The organism is Symbiopectobacterium sp. Eva_TO (assembly GCF_053848865.1).
The window spans coordinates 2,662,787-2,680,313 of record NZ_JBSPEY010000004.1 but is presented as its reverse complement, the minus strand read 5'-3'; the positions used below and the strand labels follow the sequence as shown (position 1 = coordinate 2,680,313).

The following is a 17,527-nucleotide window of genomic DNA, read 5'->3' as shown; positions in this document are numbered from 1 at the left end:
TATTAGGAACAGCTATTTAGTATCACCTTGATTGGCGGTGGTGCACGCAGCGCGTACTGGCGTCAAATGCTGGCGGATATCAGCGGACAGACGCTGGAGTACCGCACTGGCGGCGATGTCGGCCCCGGCTCTGGGGGCGGCGCGGCTGGCACAAAGCGCCGTGAATCCCGCTATCTCTCTGGCCGACCTGTTGCCACCGCTGCCTCTGGAACAGATTCACCAGCCCGATGCCGCACAGCACGCCCGCTATGCGCAGCAACGAGAAACGTTTCGTATGCTCTACCAGCAGTTGCGCCCATTGATGAACGATATCCATTAACTAACCCAACGCCGGATGTCGCATCGCTGCACCAACAGGGAAAGCAGCATGCTGCATACCACTGCGCAGAAAAAAACGTAAAAGATATCCAGTATCGGCCAACCTTTCAGGGCCAAATCGCGAGTACGAATAAAATGAATAATCAGGGCATGGAAGCCATAAATAGCCAGAGAATGCCGGGAGATAAACGAAAATCCGGGCAAAGGTGCGCTCAGCGCTGCCGCTTTGAACAGGATCATCAGGCATACCGCCGCAATAAACACCAACGGGTTGGCATAGAGGTAGAACGTTTGGTTAAAGTTGTCGTTTGCTAACGTCTGCTGCGAGGTGCCCATCGCAATCAGCAGCACGGAGACAACAAACAACGGCACTGCTCCCAGCGTGACCCAACGCGTGGGCGTTAACGTCCCCAAAGCGCGCCCCACTAGCGCATACAGCAGGTAGTAAAACGTGTCGCTCACAATATACACGTTGATGGGTAACAACGGGGTATGCCCTATCGTCAGTTCAGGCGTATTGGGATTGGCGACAACGGCTAGAATCAATACGACTACGGCAAGATAACGTCCTGATACCGGGGGAACCCGTATTAGCGGCGATAGCAGATAGATAACCAGAATGGCATAGAAAAACCACAGATGATAAAAGACCGGCTTTTGCCAAAACAGCCGTAGCGCGTTGCCTGCATGAATAGGTGTCAGCAATGCCATATACGCCAAGGCCACCGCGCTGTAAAACAGCAGGCAGAAGCCAATACGCAGCATGTGTTTTTTTTCCGCCCGCCGCTCGCCAAAAAACAGGTAGCCGGAAATCATAAAGAACAGCGGAACCCCCACCCGGCACGCGGAATTTAGCAAGTTTGCCACATCCCAATGGCGCTCGCCCGGCATACCTGCCGCCGTAATGTAATAGGTGGTGCTATGGATCAACACCACCATCAGGCAGGCGACGGCGCGTAAATTATTGACCCAGCCTATCTTGTCCGACATGAGGCTCCCCTTTTGTTTTTAACAACATAAGGGTAGCCCCCATACGGGTATGCCTCAATGGCAGGGCTTCAGGAAATGCTGTTATGGCGATCGACTGACATCACAACGCTAATGAGTAGACGCGCGATGATTCCCCCCACGGATGATAGCCCTCTCCGGCATAGACAAATCCCGCTTGCTCATAGAATCCGACCAGATCGGTACACAGATGCAGGTGGGAAAAGCCGTGTTTTTTCGCTTCATCGGCGACATGACGCATCAATTGGCGAGCGAGACCACGAGAACGAAAGTCAGGTTCTACATAAAGCGCACACAGCCACGGGTAAAGCTCCATCCGACTGATAAAATCATTGGTAATCAGTCCGGCACAGCCAACAATCCGCTCGTCTTCAACCAGCAGGTACCATTGTGGCAACGGATTATGTGCCGTCAGCGAGCGTTCAATCGCATCCTGATACAACATCATTGTCTCTTCGGATGCCCATTGCTCCTGAAAATAAGCCGTAGCTTCTGCCGCCCAGCGCGGTGTTTCACGCACAGAAATTATCTTCACACAACGTTCCTTCGTGATAGAACAAAATACAACGCCCGTCGTAGACGGGCGTTCAGACGAATGACAAAACCTCTTCGGCATGTCCGTGTTGCCCGGTGAATAACGACGAGGGGCCATTATGGGCAAGCGCGCACGCTGTTCAAATTTACTCCAGGCAAATTTGTCGGCGGCTTACGCCGCTACGACCCTACCGCCGAACTTCACCTAACAACGAACTTAGCCATCCTCGACGAAAGTCGGAATCTCTGTCAGAAGAAATGCGTTTCATCTGCAAGAGATTCCCGGCTTCGCAGGAATGACGGTGGCAGTGGGACTGTTTGTCAGCAACCACCAGCTCGATAACGACACACCATCAGAACAACCCGAGCGGTTTGTCGGAGTAACTCACCAACAAGCACTTGGTTTGCTGGTAGTGCTCCAGCATCATCTTGTGATTTTCACGGCCAATGCCTGACTGTTTATAGCCACCAAAAGCCGCATGTGCCGGATAGGCGTGGTAGCAGTTGGTCCATACGCGCCCAGCCTGAATACCGCGTCCCATACGATAGGCGATGTTGCTGTTACGGCTCCACACCCCTACCCCCAATCCATAGTGGGTATCGTTAGCGATCTCCAGCGCATCATCCATGGTTTTAAACGTGGTGACCGCGAGCACCGGACCAAAAATTTCCTCCTGAAACACACGCATGCTGTTCTTTCCGAACAACACGGTCGGCTCCAGATAGTAGCCCTGCGTCAATGCGTCTGGCAACGCTTTGCGCCGCCCGCCGGTCAGGATCCGTGCGCCCTCCTGCTTACCCACCTCAATATAATCTAGGATGGTTTTCAACTGGCCTTCCGATACCTGTGCCCCCATCATGGTCTGGCTGTCCAGTGGGTTACCAATGCGGATGGCTTCAACCCGTTTTATTGCCCGTTCCATAAAACGGTCGTAGATAGATTCCTGAATCAATGCCCGGCTTGGACAGGTACAGACTTCCCCCTGATTAAAGGCAAACAGCGTGAAGCCCTCCAACACTTTGTCGAAATAGCTGTCTTCTTTGTCCATCACGTCAGCAAAAAAAAATATTGGGAGATTTCCCACCCAATTCCAGCGTCACGGGCACCACATTGCGCGCCGCATAGCTCATGATTTGCTGCCCGACTTCAGTGGAGCCGGTAAACGCCACTTTCGCGATGCGCGGCGACGTCGCCAGATACTCACCAATCTCACTGCCAGAGCCATTTACCACGTTGACCACGCCCGGCGGTAATAAATCCTGAATCAGTTCCATCAGCATCAGCACGGACAGCGGTTCGTGAAAATGGTAAGCGACCGTATCCTTGTCGATTTCGCTGATCGCCCCTTCCTGCGCGCGGGCACAGGCGGCAAAGTAGCGGAAATGGTCGATCGCCAGCGGCACGTCAGCCCCTATGGTTTCACGAATCGGTTTCCCGTTATCCCAGGTTTCCGCATACGCCAGCAGTTCCACGTTCTCCTCCATGCGATCCGCAATCCTCCGGTTCAGCAGCAAGGCGCGATCCTGTACCGACATCGCGCATGCCGGAGCTGGCGACTTCACACAGGGGTTGCCCGGTGACAGGTGTCAGGTTAATGAAATAGTCGCCACTGACCGGAGGCACCCAGGTGCCACCAATAAAGTTGTCATAGAGCTTTTTCAGATTGAGGGGATGAGCATAGGTGCCGGGCGCGACCCGGTCTTCAGCAGTGTGATGTGCCATTGCGGTCTCCTGTTCTTCGCCGTAGGGTTACGCGGCCAGGCCGCGATGAAAACAGAGCCAATATGCAAAAAATTGCTAACATCAAGGACGGTCTACCAAGTGTATACACAAATCGGCTTTCCTGCCGCGCTGTTTAGCGACTCTTCGAGGAAACGCACACTTTGCCCCCTTTTTGTGCCCTGAACCGCAGGCAAAACACCGCGTGCCACGATAAAACTCGCATCACACCCGGTGGGGTGAAATAATGGCTTTCTATTCCAGAATGAATATCTTATGGGGATAACACGTGGAAGAAGCGATCCCTGCGCTCGAGGGCGCATGCCAGCGAACGGTACGCAATCAAGGCAGCTTGTCTCAGGCCAAAACGGACTGGCTGGCGGAAGAAGTGCCCGTCGCGCTGGTGTACAACGGCATTTCCCATGTGGTGATGATGGCTACGCCAAAAGATCTGGAAGCCTTTGCGTTAGGTTTTTCCCTGTCGGAAGGCATCATCACGTCACCACAAGAGATTTACGGCATGGACGTGCAGCCGGTCTGCAATGATATTGAAGTCCAGATTGAACTCTCCAGCCGCCGCTTTGCCGGGCTAAAAGAACGCGGCCGCACCGGTTGCGGCGTGTGTGGTGTCGAACAGTTGGAAGAAATCGGCAAGCCGGTCACACCGCTGCCCTTTACGCAGACTTTCTCGCTGAATCACCTGGACGGTGCATTAAAGCAACTCAAAGACGTGCAGCACATCGGCCAATTGACCGGTTCTACCCATGCGGCGGCCTGGCTTTCCGGTGAAGGGACTATTTTGGGCGGTTGCGAAGATGTTGGCCGCCACGTGGCACTCGATAAACTGCTGGGCGTGCGCGCTACGCGACCCTGGCACTCGGGTGCCGTGTTGGTTTCTAGCCGTGCCAGCTATGAGATGGTGCAAAAAGCTGCTATGTGCGGCGTCGAGATCCTGTTTGCCGTTTCAGCGGCAACGTCGCTCGCCATTGATGTGGCTGAGCGTTGTAACCTGACGCTGGCGGGCTTTTGCCGCCCAGGCCGGGCAACCGTTTATACCCATCCGCAGCGTCTGCTCGACAACGCATGAGGCCACTGCGGATAGATTAATCTGTTTTTAGCTTAGGCAACAATGATATAACCGTTTGTTTTCCGAGGGTAAACGCTCGAACTCCGTGCGATGGCGACGCGAATAATCGTTTTCAAGATCATTTAATTAACTATAATGAACTTCATGATTACGCGACGCGAACAAACGGTTGTTTGTTAACCACTACCGCTTGAGGCGTGCCGTACCTGACTATCACGCGCGCGCCACAACCGAGATCAAGCACGCTCGCGATTATTTAGTAGTACAACTATGGAGATGATAAATATGAGTTATTCACTGCCATCCCTGCCTTACGCTTATGACGCGCTGGAACCGCATTTCGACAAACAAACGATGGTAATCCATCACTCCAAGCACCACCAGGCTTACGTCAATAACGCTAACGCAGCGCTGGAAAGTCTGCCAGAATTCGCTAGCCTCTCCGCAGAAGAGCTGATCGCCAAACTGGATAAAGTACCGGCCGAGAAAAAAGCGGTACTGCGTAACAACGCCGGCGGCCACGCTAACCACAGCCTGTTCTGGAAAGAACTGAAACTGGGCACCACGCTGGGCGGCGATCTGAAAGCGGCTATTGAACGCGATTTCGGCAGCGTTGATGCATTCAAAGAAAAATTTGAGCAAGCTGCTGCAACCCGTTTCGGTTCAGGCTGGGCGTGGCTGGTATTGAAAGAAGACGGCAAACTGGCCGTGGTTTCTACCGCTAACCAGGATAGCCCGCTAATGGGTGAAGCTATTTCTGGCGCTTCCGGTTACCCGATCGTCGCACTTGACGTGTGGGAACACGCTTACTACCTGAAGTATCAAAACCGTCGCCCGGATTACATCAAAGCGTTCTGGAACGTGGTGAACTGGGATGAAGCGGCTGCACGTTTTGCTGCTGCCAAATAATTTGTCCTGACGACATAAAACGCATAAAACCGAAATAACAAAATGTTATTTCGGTTTTTTTTGCTTTTCACCCGCTGACTCGATTCATCTTTCTTACATTTAAACAATTAAAAATTTTTTAAAGGCGCATTTTTCATTTATGCTGCCGGGGTTAACTCGCCGAAATCATGCTATGTTTTGTGCTGCCCCCTTTGCGGCACACGATGCCTTGTACCCAGATTATGGCGATTAACACCGCATCAGATGGCAGTCCCTGCTGTCTGAAGTCATATCGTTATACACATCTTTCTAACGCACTGTTTAATCAATGAGTTACGGGTTTATCTCAGAGTGGCATTTTGAACCTCAAAAAGCCAATGGGATGGCTTGAATGCCTTAATTCACGGGGTTCTGAGCATCCTGTTCAAAAAATGGCCAAAAGATGTGTATAACGATATGGTCTGAAGTAGGCAGTCTATCCCATCCGGATTTTTACCATGGGAAGGTGAATACGGTTTGTACGGTGCAATACGGTACATAGCCACACGCTGACACGGAGCTTGTCTTGCTTTCCTGACGTGCCTTCAGTCACCTCGTTATACACAAGTCCGCAACGCCTTATATGCCAAGGGTTAGCGGGCTGAAATAGGCAGCCGGTGGGGTTGTAAATGAAGTGAAACCGACGTGTACTATCGCCATTTACGGCGCTGAAAAATGACACGGGATTCAGATGGCTGGGCACACCAAGAACTGGAAGGGGTAAATCTTGGTGACACGAGGCTCAATAAGCGTGCCAAAGGGCTTTTGATACGGCTGGCTGAGAATCCGCAAGCCAGCATTCCGCATGCGTGCCTCGGATGGTCTGAGACGCTGGGTGCTTACCGCTTCATGGAGAACCAAGCATTCGAATGGCGAGACATTCTGCAACCTCACTGGCAGCGTACGCAGGAAAGGATCCGAGAACACGAGGTTGTGCTGTGTATCCAAGACACTACCGAGCTTGACTTCAACGGGCAGCAAATCCAAGGCTTGGGTCCCTTGAACTACGAAGCCAGGCGTGGTCTGTACCTGCATCCGACCTACGCGGTCAGTCCGGATCGCGTGGGGTTGGGCGTACTGGATGCGTGGATGTGGGCAAGAGAGCCGAAGGATGCAGACGGAAAACGCGATGGGCTCAAGGAGAGTACGCGCTGGCTCGAGGGATACGAGCGAGTTGCTGAACTCGCCTCGGAGTTGCCAAACACACGTCTGGTGTACTTAGCCGATCGCGAAGCGGATATCAAGGCGTTGATGCAGCTCGCTGATGACCTTGGCACTCCGGCTGACTGGTTGATCCGCTCGACTCATAATCGCAGTCTGGACTGTAATGAGAAGCTTTGGCAGAAGGTTGGAAAGACCGTGCCGGTGGGAGAAATCCAATTCGTTATGGCGGCTCGCGCGGGGCAGAAGGCGCGTACGGTGAAACAGGCGCTGCGCGTGAAGCGAGTGTCGCTGCGTTGCGGGTTGGCAGTGACTTGTGTGATAGCCAAGGAAATTGAGCCGCCAGCAGGCGTGAAGCCGGTCGAGTGGCGGTTGCTGAGCAATCGCGTACCTGAAGGACGAGAAGATATCGTGGAGCTGATCGACTGGTATCGGGCTAGATGGGAAATCGAGATGTTCTTCAATGTGCTGAAGAACGGCTGCTGTGTCGAAGCGTTACAGTTATCGACCGTGGATCGCATTGAGCGGGCATTGGCGCTGTTCATGATCGTGGCATGGCGCATCGCCTATTTAATGCGTATGGGACGAACCTGTCCAGAGCTGGACGCAATGTTGTTCTTTGATTCCGACGAGACTCATGGAGCTTACCTACTGATGAACAAGCGTATGCCCAAGGGCCGCCCTAAGCTAAACGAAGTATTGCGCTTAGTTGCGCAACTCGGAGGCTTTCTTGCTCGAAAAGGCGACGGTGAACCAGGCGCAAAAACTATCTGGAAAGGCTTGCAGAAAGTCATGACGGCCGCCGAAACGCTACGCGCGCTCAGGCACGAACAGAGATGTGTATAACGAGGTGGCCTTCAGTCTGACACCCCATCGCACAGCGTAAGCTTGTGCGCTCCCCGGATAGACGCCATTGTTTGGCTTCACACACAGTGGAAAACAGAATGGCTATCAAGTTTGAAAATATCAACGTCGGTAAGAAATTAGGGCTGGGGTTCTTTTTGGTATTGCTGTTAACCGCACTGATTGCGGGCCGAGGAATTAGCTACATTGAGTCGTTACAAGAGAGTATTCAAAAAGCTAATTTGTATTAGCTCAGACCTGATCTGACAGTTACCGGTTATTTATACAGGTGTCTGTCAGATTAAATCTGGTTCAGATTTTTTTCTGCCCAGACTCGTTTACCATCAAGTAACGTGGCCATTGGCGTACGCCCGCAGCACATTTTACCCTGATGAGTTCGCTCATTATTGTAATGCCACAACCAGTTGTCCAGATCCTTTTGTAGACTTTCTAGGTCCTCGTATAACGTCTTACGGAACGCAACCTGATAAAAATCCTGCAAAATAGTTTTATGGAAGCGCTCGCAGATACCGTTTGTCTGCGGAGACATCGCTTTCGTTTTCGTATGGTCTATATCGTTGATAGCCAAGTACAGCTGATAGTCATGTTGTTCCACTTTACCGCAGTACTCCGTCCCCCTGTCGGTCAGTATTCTTAGCATTGGCAGCCCCTGAGCTTCGTAGAACGGCAGCACGCGATCATTGAACAGGTCGGCGGCAGAGATCGGTGCTTTACTCGTGTAAAGCTTGCAGTGCGCCACTTTCGAGTACGTATCCACGAACGTCTGCTGGTAGATACGGCCAACACCTTTCAGATTACCCACGTAGAAGGTGTCCTGCGACCCCAGATTGATGTAGCCCCCTGTAACACCAGACAGTAGCTGTATCTCCAGATAAGAGATAGGCTTAGATATATGTCTAACAATCATGCTAATTTTGAAATGACCGGGATCCTGTTAGGGCAAGAAGTCCGTAAGCGTAAAACTCCGCAAGAGAAAATCGCCATCATTCAGCAGACAATGGAGCCGGGGATGAACGTCTCCCATGTAGCCCGCCTGCATGGCATCCAGCCCAGCCTTTTGTTTAAGTGGAAGAAGCAATACCAGGAAGGAAGCCTCACCGCCGTTGCGGCCGGAGAAGAAGTGGTTCCAGCTTCGGCGCTGGCGACTGCCCTCAAGCAGGTCCGGGAGCTACAGCGCCTTCTGGGTAAGAAGACGATGGAAGTTGAGATCCTCAAAGAAGCAGTGGAGTACCGCCAGTCGCGAAAATGGATAGCGCACGCGCCCTTGTTGCCAAAGGACGGGGAATAGCTCTGGTCAGCCGCGCCATGAGCGTGTCGCGTGCGCAGCTGTCACTGCGGGTTAACCGTTCTGCCGACTGGCTGGACAGGCGCAGCAACCGGCGTAATGACGAAGCTGATGCTGAGATATTATCGGACATCCTCCGTATCATCAGCGACATGCCCAGTTACGGTTACCGCCGAGTGTGGGGTATCCTGCGTAAGCAACGTCGTGCAGAGGGACTTCCACCGGTGAACGCCAAACGGCTTTACAGGATAATGAGCGAGCATAACCTGCTGTTGTTGCATGATAAAACTGAACGTCCGAAGCGGGAGCATAAAGGCAAAATCGCGGTAGCAGAGAGCGATATGCGCTGGTGCTCAGATGGCTTCGAGTTCGGTTGTGACAACGGCGAGAAGCTGCGGGTGACGTTCGCACTGGACTGCTGCGACCGGGAGGCCATAGACTGGGCAGCGAGCACCAGGGGTTATGACAGTTCAACCGTGCAGGATGTGATGCTGAGGTCGGTGGAAAAACGCTTCGGTAGCGTGCTGCCGGATAAACCAGTGCAATGGCTGACGGATAATGGTTCAGCGTACACAGCGCATGAAACGCGGAAGTTCGCCAGAGAACTGAATCTGGAGCCCTGCACAACAGCAGTGAGCAGTCCACAGAGTAACGGCATGGCAGAACGGTTCGTGAAGACGATGAAGGAAGATTACATCGCCTTCATGCCAAAACCCGATGTGCGAACAGCGCTGAAGAATCTTGCAGCGGCGTTCAATCATTTGTATTAGTCGCGACTTGATCTGACACTGGACCTTGAAAGGTTGAGAGTTACCGGTTTTGATATGGGTGTCGAATCCTTATACAAAACACGAGGTAACTCTCATGCTTCATACTAACAATCCCATCATCAAACACAAAGCCGGCCTGCTCAATCTCGCCGAAGAACTCGGTAACGTATCAAAAGCCTGTAAAATAATGGGTGTGTCACGCGACACGTTTTATCGCTATCAGGAACTGGCGGTAGAAGGCGGCATTGACGCTCTGGTTAACCAAAACCGCCGGGTTCCCAACCTGAAAAACCGTGCTGATGAAGCCACTGAACGTGCGGTTGTTGATTACGCCATTGAGTTCCCGGCTCATGGCCAGCACCGGACCAGTAATGAGCTGCGTAAAAAAGGCGTCTTCATTTCTGGCAGCGGTGTGCGCTCCATCTGGCAACGACACGATCTGGAAAACTTTCGTAAGCGCCTGAAGGCACTTGAGGAAAAAGTTGCCAGAGAAGGCATCGTACTTACTGATGCTCAAATCGCTGCACTGGAGAAGAAGGCGCACGACGACGAAGCCTGTGGTGAAATAGAGACTGCTCACCCGGGTTATCTCATATCGTTATACACATCTTTTGGCCATTTTTTGAACAGGATGCTCAGAATCCCGTGAATTAAGGCATTCAAGCCATCCCATTGGCTTTTTGAGGTTCAAAATGCCACTCTGAGATAAACCCGTAACTCATTGATTAAACAGTGCGTTAGAAAGATGTGTATAACGATATGGGGTTATCTGGGGTCGCAGGTGATCTTGACCCACCATCTCCGGACAGCTTTTGTATCTTAAGTTAACGATGCCCGCTGGCGCCGATATTCTCTTGGGGAGTTGTATCCCAGCGCACTGTGCGGATGGTTTTCATTGTAATGATTTGTATTAGCTCAGACCTGATCTGACAGTTACCGGTTATTTATACAGGTGTCTGTCAGATTAAATCTGGTTCAGATTTTTTTCTGCCCAGACTCGTTTACCATCAAGTAACGTGGCCATTGGCGTACGCCCGCAGCACATTTTACCCTGATGAGTTCGCTCATTATTGTAATGCCACAACCAGTTGTCCAGATCCTTTTGTAGACTTTCTAGGTCCTCGTATAACGTCTTACGGAACGCAACCTGATAAAAATCCTGCAAAATAGTTTTATGGAAGCGCTCGCAGATACCGTTTGTCTGCGGAGACATCGCTTTCGTTTTCGTATGGTCTATATCGTTGATAGCCAAGTACAGCTGATAGTCATGTTGTTCCACTTTACCGCAGTACTCCGTCCCCCTGTCCGTCAGTATTCTTAGCATTGGCAGCCCCTGAGCTTCGTAGAACGGCAGCACGCGATCATTGAGCAGGTCGGCGGCAGAGATCGGTGCTTTACTCGTGTAAAGCTTGCAGTGCGCCACTTTCGAGTACGTATCCACGAACGTCTGCTGGTAGATACGGCCAACACCTTTCAGATTACCCACGTAGAAGGTGTCCTGCGACCCCAGATAACCCGGGTGAGCAGTCTCTATTTCACCACAGGCTTCGTCGTCGTGCGCCTTCTTCTCCAGTGCAGCGATTTGAGCATCAGTAAGTACGATGCCTTCTCTGGCAACTTTTTCCTCAAGTGCCTTCAGGCGCTTACGAAAGTTTTCCAGATCGTGTCGTTGCCAGATGGAGCGCACACCGCTGCCAGAAATGAAGACGCCTTTTTTACGCAGCTCATTACTGGTCCGGTGCTGGCCATGAGCCGGGAACTCAATGGCGTAATCAACAACCGCACGTTCAGTGGCTTCATCAGCACGGTTTTTCAGGTTGGGAACCCGGCGGTTTTGGTTAACCAGAGCGTCAATGCCGCCTTCTACCGCCAGTTCCTGATAGCGATAAAACGTGTCGCGTGACACACCCATTATTTTACAGGCTTTTGATACGTTACCGAGTTCTTCGGCGAGATTGAGCAGGCCGGCTTTGTGTTTGATGATGGGATTGTTAGTATGAAGCATGAGAGTTACCTCGTGTTTTGTATAAGGATTCGACACCCATATCAAAACCGGTAACTCTCAACCTTTCAAGGTCCAGTGTCAGATCAAGTCGCGACTAATACAGCTAATTTGAGCAATCAGATTAATACCGAGGTGAATCAGGCTAAATATTATCGTGCCCGCTTTGGTGCCAATTACGATCTGAACGACATCAAACAAAACAGTATTCATATCGACAACATCAATACGCTGCTCGCCCAGGCCAAGACGCTAAGCTGGTCTGCTCAGGATAGCAAAACGCTCGATAGCATCACGACCACGATCAATAGTTACAAGCAGCAGCGCCAAAACTATCTGGATGCTGTTACCACCAAAGATAACGTCAGAAAAAGCTGGAGCCTGGACGTCACCGATCAGACGATGAGCAAGCTTGACGACCAGCTGCGCGCGACGGGCGATAGCCAATCACAACAACTGCTGCTGGCTGATTTCAAAACCAAGCTGATGACAGAGCGCTTCCATCTGGACAATTTGCTGCTGGAACGCACCAAGGCAGCAGAAGAAACGCTGACCGACTCCATCAATGAAGCGCAGACAGCATTGACCTTCCTGAGCCAGAGCCTTTCCGTCGAACAGCGGGAAACGCTGGACCCGGTTCTGAGCACCATGAACCATTATGAGGAGCAGGTGCTCTCTTACATGCCGGCTTACCAGAAGGAGATGGAGAGCGTCACGCAGATGAACGACATCGCCGTAACGCTGAGCGATCGCATCACCGAGCTGCTGCACGCACAGCTACAGCAAACCGACCACAACGTGCGCACCTCAGAAATCCAGTTGACCGTAACGGCCCTAATCACCCTGCTGGCTGGGCTGTTGATTGCCTGGTTTATTTCGCGACAAATCACCGCGCCGCTCAACCATACGCTCACCATCGCTGAGCGCATTGCCACGGGGGATCTGACCATGAACATGTCGACCTCGCGCCGTGATGAACTGGGCCAGTTATTGAACGCCATGGCAAAAATGAACGGTAATCTGCACCAAATGATTGATGATATCCGCGTTGGCGTCGGTCAAATCTCTACCGCTGCCAGCGAAATCGTCGCTGGTAACACCGATCTCTCTTCTCGCACCGAGCAGCAAGCAGCAGCCGTTGGGCAAACGGCGGCCAGCATGGAGCAACTGACCGCCACCGTGAAGCAAAATGCGGATAACGCCAACCATGCCAACAAGCTGGTGGTGAATGCCTCGCAAACTGCTAAACAGGGTGGCGAACAGGTAGTCCATGTGGTGCAAACCATGGTGGATATCGAACAAAGTTCCAAGCGCATTGCCGAAATCACGTCGGTTATCAACAGCATTGCCTTCCAGACCAACATTCTGGCACTGAACGCAGGGGTTGAAGCAGCGCGCGCCGGGGAATAAGGGCGTGGTTTTGCTGTGGTTGCAGGGGAAGTGCGCAATCTGGCACAGCGCAGCTCACAAGCCGCCAAAGAGATCGAAGGGCTTATCAGTGAATCCGTCACGCAAATCAGCCAGGGTGCCAATCTGGTCACCAACGCGGGCAAGACCATGGATAACATTGTGAAATCGGTAACGCAGCTGCACGATATCATGGGTGAAATCGCCACCGCGTCTGAAGAGCAGAGCCGTGGTATTACTCAGGTCAGTCAGGCGATTGCGGAAATGGATGGCACCACGCAGCAGAACGCCGCGTTGGTAGAGCAATCCGCCGCCGCCGCTAACTCACTGGAAGAGCAAACGCAGGTGTTGACGGAAGCGGTATTTCGCCTTACACAAGCCGCAGATGGGGCTACTGCCGCCCTCGGCTATGGCGAACGTCCGGCACAGTTCGACTATCAGCGGTAAATAGCCGCGGTAAGCAACAACCGACCAGAGATAAGGTTAATATAACATTCCGCGTCGTAAAAAAATGGGCGGTGCGCTATCAAAAACGCACCGCCCGTCGACGTTCTGAACCGCAACCTAAAAGGCTTTTTTAAGGCTAATCTGCGAGATTAATGCCGTCAGAGAGAGCACCAGCGTGGAACGTACCACCTGCTGATAACGCTGCTGCTGCATCGGGATCAGCAAGGGATCGGCAGGCTCCCCTCCCATTAGCCGTTCAGGAGGATGCGGCAACGCGGTGACACAGTGTAGTTCGGTAATCGGCCCGAGAATCTCATCATCGGTAAAACGATAGTCGTTTTCGTCGTGGAATAACTCTTCCCCTAACGCCATCACCAACTCGGCATCTTCATACTCTTTACGGCTGATCATACCCAGACCGTAAATCAGCTTTAAACGTACCGAGAGATCCCCTAACGGACCACTGCCAGTCATTAACGGCTCTACCGCGTATTTCACCGCATAATCGTCTTTACGGAAGATTTGCAGCGTGAGAATACTCACGGCTTCCGCCAACAGCTCAACCGCTTTCAGCATAAAGCTGCGCACCGTTTTCGCCGCATTGAGGGATTCCAGCACGCGATTCTCAAAGGCTTGAGTTTCTTCCATCATAACGTCCCTGCAGAACGGCGCGAATTATTGCATGGCGTTATACACACTCACTGCTTGCTCCACAACCTTGCTCTGCACATCCAGACCAGAAATTTGCGCCAACGCAGCCTGCGGCCCCAGTTTATCCAACAACGCCGCCAGTTCCTGCGCCTGCGGGTCCTGCTCGCTGCGATAATGCATCGCCGACGCGATACCGATAATCAGGTTGTCATTGGGCAATTGATACTCCAGCGTGCCCAGCAGCGGTTTGATCAGGCGATCGCCAGCGCTAAGTTTACGCAGCGGCTGACGCCCGACCCGCTCAACATCGTCATGCAGATAGGGGTTTTCGAAGCGGCTTAAAATCTTGTTGATGTAGGCAGCATGCTTCTCGGCATCAAAGCCATAACGCTTAATCAGCACGGCTCCACTCTCTTCCATCGCACCGCGCACGACAACGCGCACCTCGGTATCCAGAATGGCATCGCGGATCGTCTGATGACGAGCCTGCTGCCCAAGATACGCAGTAATGGCATGGCCGGTATTGAGTGTAAACAGCTTACGTTCAACAAATGCCATCAGATTGTCGGTTAATTCCATGCCCGCGATCTGCGGTAAAGGCCCGACGAATTGGGTTTGGTCGACAATCCATTCACTGAAAGTTTCTACCGTCACGGCCAAGGGATCGTCCTGGCTCGCTTCCACCGGTGGAACAATGCGGTCTACTGCCGAATCAACAAAACCTACGTGCTCGTTGACCCATGCCTGCTCGTTCTCCGGCAGATGCTTCCACACGTTTTGTTTTAACTGCGTGGTGCCGCGCACCATATTTTCACAAGCAATGATATTCAGTGGGCGCGTATTGCCCTGCGCATGGCGCTTCACCAACCCCTGAGCAATGGCGCCCGCGATTTTTTCGAGAATTTGCGGCCCTACCGCCGTCGTCACCACATCGGCCTCGGCAATCAACGCCACGGCTTCCGGGCTTGCGCTGTCCACCGCGCTGACGTTGCTGACCGTTTCCAACTGTGCCTGCTCGCCGACCACTTTCACCTGATACTGCTTACGGCTGTTGATGGCATCCAGCAACGGCAGGTTCACATCTGCAAAGGTGAGTTCGATGTTGGCATCTGCCAGCAGTTTTCCGATAAACCCGCGTCCGATATTTCCGGCACCAAAATGTAAAGCTTTCATCATGCGTTAACCTTTAAAAACAATGGCAAAAAAAGAGGCCGCCCGAAGGCGGCGCTGCCGATGCATCAGGCACTCTTTTTCTCGGAGAGCAGATCTAGCACTTCCTGCACATCCTGGGTCTGCGCTAAACGGGCAATCACGGTGTCATCGTCCAGCGCATTGGTCAGGCGGGTGATCACCGCAATATGTTCGTTATTACGCGCCGCGATACCGATCACCAATTTTGCGACGTCATCCTCATCATCACCGAAGCGCACCCCCTGCGGATATTGGCAGAAGACGATGCCGGTTTTCAGCACGCGATCTTTGGCTTCAATGGTGCCATGCGGCACAGCGATGGATTCGCCCAGATAAGTTGAGGTCAGCTTTTCACGCGCCAGCATCGCATCCACATATTCCGGCTCGACATAGCCACCTTTCACCAGTTGCTCACCGGCAAAGCGAATCGCCTGCTCTTTATCGCTCGCCTGCAAGTTCAAGAACACGTTAGCAGCGCCCAGTTGGAACAAGGTGGTGGCTTGCGGCTCAGAAACCGGCGCAGCGGCAACGCTACCACCCGCAGGTTGAGCGGCGGCCAGACGGCTCACCAGATCGCTGTACAACTGGCTGTCGAGGAAGTTGGTCAGCGAAATATGCTGTGCTTGTGGTGCATGGCGCAGGGCGCGCTCGGTCAAATCACGATGCGTAATCACCAGATCGACATCCTCAGGCAAGCTGTTGATGGCGCTATTGGTGACAGAAATTTGCGTCAGCCCGGCATCCTGCACTTTCTTGCGCAATACGCCAGCCCCCATGGCGCTGGAGCCCATGCCAGCATCACAGGCCACAATGATTTTGCGCACGGTGCTCAGATCGCCGCTGATGCCAGTGGGCACTGAACCGCCTTTGGAAGCTGCTTTCATCTCTTGCACACGGCGTGTGGCTTCATCGAGATCGTCACCCTCTTTTACCTTGGTGCTTTTCAGCAGAATCGCTGACAGCACGAAGGAGACGGCAAACGCAGCAGCAATCGCCACGATATTGGCAAAATAAGCCCCTTTCGGCGTCATTGCCAACACGGCCAGAATAGAGCCCGGAGAAGCCGGAGAAACCAGACCACCACCCAGCAAGTTCAGCGTGAACACGCCGGTCATACCGCCCAGAATCACCGCAATCAGCAGACGCGGATTCATCAGAACATACGGGAAATAGATTTCGTGGATACCGCCCAGGAAGTGAATGACGGCGGCACCCGGTGCGGACTCTTTAGCATTACCGCGGCCAAAGAACATGTAGGCCATCAGCACACCCATGCCCGGACCAGGGTTGGCTTCAATCAGGAAGAAAATAGACTTACCGGTTTCCGTCGCCTGTTGGATACCCAGCGGCGAGAAGATACCGTGGTTAATGGCGTTATTCAGGAACAGTATTTTGGCCGGTTCGACAAAGATGGAGGCCAACGGCAACAGGTTGGTCTGCACCATCAGGTTTACACCCGCCGCCAGAATTTTCGACAACCCTTCGACGAGCGGACCAATAGCCCAAAACGCCAGCATAGCCAACAACATGCCGATAATACCGGCCGAGAAGTTGTTGACCAGCATTTCAAAACCGCTTTTAATTTTACCATCAACAGCGCGGTCAAAACGTTTGATGGCCCATCCGCCCAACGGGCCAACGATCATTGCGCCGAGGAACATCGGCATATCCACACCGACGATCACCCCCATCGTGGTGATAGCACCGACCACGCCACCGCGATCGCCCGCCACCAAACGGCCGCCGGTGTAACCGATAAGCAGCGGCAGCAGATAGGTGATCATCGGTCCCACCAGCTTGGCGAGCGTTGCATTCGGCAGCCAGCCGGTTGGAATAAACAACGCGGTAATCAGGCCCCAAGCGATAAACGCCCCGATATTAGGCATTACCATGTTGCTCAGGAAGCGGCCAAAATTCTGAACTTTGACCTTTGTATCTGCAGTGAGCATAAAAACACACCCCTATTCAAACGCGCGATCGCAAGCGCGTGTGGTCATTATCGTGAGACGGTGTGACTGCCTTCCGTCGGTAGAGATCGTGCGGACTCTAGCACGTCGGTTTGATACCGCAACCTCACGGCCATATGTGACAAAAATCACACATAATCCCCACATCATTGCTACATTTTAGTGATTGAGTTCACATAAAATCACCG

Annotated in this window: 10 protein-coding genes and 6 pseudogenes; 8 read left to right on the top strand and 8 right to left on the bottom strand. The window is 52.7% G+C overall.

Annotation, left to right across the window (positions count from 1 at the left end; all coding sequences use genetic code 11):
* Window positions 1-18: 18 nt before the first annotated feature.
* Window positions 19-319, top strand: a pseudogene (locus ACWWJF_RS16180) (FGGY-family carbohydrate kinase); the annotation flags it as partial.
* On the opposite strand, the gene ACWWJF_RS16175 reads toward ACWWJF_RS16180, so the two are convergent.
* The 3 genes and pseudogenes from ACWWJF_RS16175 to ACWWJF_RS16165 all read right to left on the bottom strand — a co-directional run bounded on the left by ACWWJF_RS16175 (window position 316) and on the right by ACWWJF_RS16165 (window position 3,583).
* A complete protein-coding gene (locus ACWWJF_RS16175; RefSeq protein WP_455870034.1) occupies window positions 316-1,308 on the bottom strand; it encodes an acyltransferase in 993 nt (330 codons plus the stop codon). The pseudogene ACWWJF_RS16180 and the gene ACWWJF_RS16175 overlap by 4 nt on opposite strands.
* Before the next feature lie 100 nt (window positions 1,309-1,408).
* Window positions 1,409-1,861, bottom strand: a complete 453-nt coding sequence (locus ACWWJF_RS16170) for a GNAT family N-acetyltransferase (protein ID WP_455870033.1) — start codon at window positions 1,859-1,861, stop codon at window positions 1,409-1,411.
* A 352-nt stretch (window positions 1,862-2,213) separates the two neighbouring features.
* A pseudogene (locus tag ACWWJF_RS16165) lies at window positions 2,214-3,583 on the bottom strand (aldehyde dehydrogenase family protein).
* 286 nt (window positions 3,584-3,869) lie between these two features.
* Here ACWWJF_RS16165 and fdhD point away from each other — a divergent pair.
* The 4 genes from fdhD (at window position 3,870) to ACWWJF_RS16145 (ending at window position 7,849) form a co-directional block, all read left to right on the top strand.
* On the top strand, window positions 3,870-4,667 hold the full coding sequence (gene fdhD, locus ACWWJF_RS16160; protein WP_455870032.1) for a formate dehydrogenase accessory sulfurtransferase FdhD: 798 nt from the start codon (window positions 3,870-3,872) through the stop codon (window positions 4,665-4,667).
* Between the two features lie 285 nt (window positions 4,668-4,952).
* Window positions 4,953-5,576, top strand: coding sequence for a superoxide dismutase [Mn] (sodA, locus tag ACWWJF_RS16155; RefSeq protein WP_455871130.1), 624 nt, complete (start codon window positions 4,953-4,955; stop codon window positions 5,574-5,576).
* A gap of 693 nt (window positions 5,577-6,269) precedes the next feature.
* Window positions 6,270-7,601, top strand: a complete 1,332-nt coding sequence (locus ACWWJF_RS16150) for an IS4 family transposase (protein ID WP_455869047.1) — start codon at window positions 6,270-6,272, stop codon at window positions 7,599-7,601.
* Between the two features lie 98 nt (window positions 7,602-7,699).
* Window positions 7,700-7,849, top strand: coding sequence for a hypothetical protein (locus ACWWJF_RS16145; protein ID WP_455871278.1), 150 nt, complete (start codon window positions 7,700-7,702; stop codon window positions 7,847-7,849).
* Window positions 7,850-7,899: 50 nt separating this feature from the next.
* Here the strand turns inward: ACWWJF_RS16145 and ACWWJF_RS16140 are convergent.
* Window positions 7,900-8,445, bottom strand: a pseudogene (locus ACWWJF_RS16140) (integrase core domain-containing protein); the annotation flags it as partial.
* A 93-nt stretch (window positions 8,446-8,538) separates the two neighbouring features.
* Here ACWWJF_RS16140 and ACWWJF_RS16135 point away from each other — a divergent pair.
* Both ACWWJF_RS16135 and ACWWJF_RS16130 read left to right on the top strand, forming a co-directional pair.
* Window positions 8,539-9,665, top strand: a pseudogene (locus tag ACWWJF_RS16135) (IS3 family transposase); the annotation flags it as partial.
* 103 nt (window positions 9,666-9,768) lie between these two features.
* Window positions 9,769-10,287: pseudogene (locus ACWWJF_RS16130) on the top strand (helix-turn-helix domain-containing protein); the annotation flags it as partial.
* 351 nt (window positions 10,288-10,638) lie between these two features.
* Here the strand turns inward: ACWWJF_RS16130 and ACWWJF_RS16125 are convergent.
* On the bottom strand, window positions 10,639-11,679 hold the full coding sequence (locus tag ACWWJF_RS16125) for an IS481 family transposase (protein ID WP_455870031.1): 1,041 nt from the start codon (window positions 11,677-11,679) through the stop codon (window positions 10,639-10,641).
* Between the two features lie 105 nt (window positions 11,680-11,784).
* Here ACWWJF_RS16125 and ACWWJF_RS16120 point away from each other — a divergent pair.
* Window positions 11,785-13,530 (top strand): annotated as a pseudogene (locus ACWWJF_RS16120) (methyl-accepting chemotaxis protein); the annotation flags it as partial.
* A gap of 117 nt (window positions 13,531-13,647) precedes the next feature.
* On the opposite strand, the gene ACWWJF_RS16115 reads toward ACWWJF_RS16120, so the two are convergent.
* From ACWWJF_RS16115 to ACWWJF_RS16105, 3 genes are all read right to left on the bottom strand, one after another.
* On the bottom strand, window positions 13,648-14,181 hold the full coding sequence (locus tag ACWWJF_RS16115; protein WP_455870030.1) for an MltR family transcriptional regulator: 534 nt from the start codon (window positions 14,179-14,181) through the stop codon (window positions 13,648-13,650).
* A 24-nt stretch (window positions 14,182-14,205) separates the two neighbouring features.
* Entirely contained in the window at window positions 14,206-15,354 is a 1,149-nt protein-coding gene (locus ACWWJF_RS16110; RefSeq protein WP_455870029.1) for a mannitol-1-phosphate 5-dehydrogenase, read from the bottom strand.
* A 65-nt stretch (window positions 15,355-15,419) separates the two neighbouring features.
* Window positions 15,420-17,321 (bottom strand): PTS mannitol transporter subunit IICBA, encoded by a 1,902-nt coding sequence (locus ACWWJF_RS16105; RefSeq protein ID WP_455870028.1) that lies wholly within the window; start codon window positions 17,319-17,321, stop codon window positions 15,420-15,422.
* Window positions 17,322-17,527: the final 206 nt, after the last annotated feature.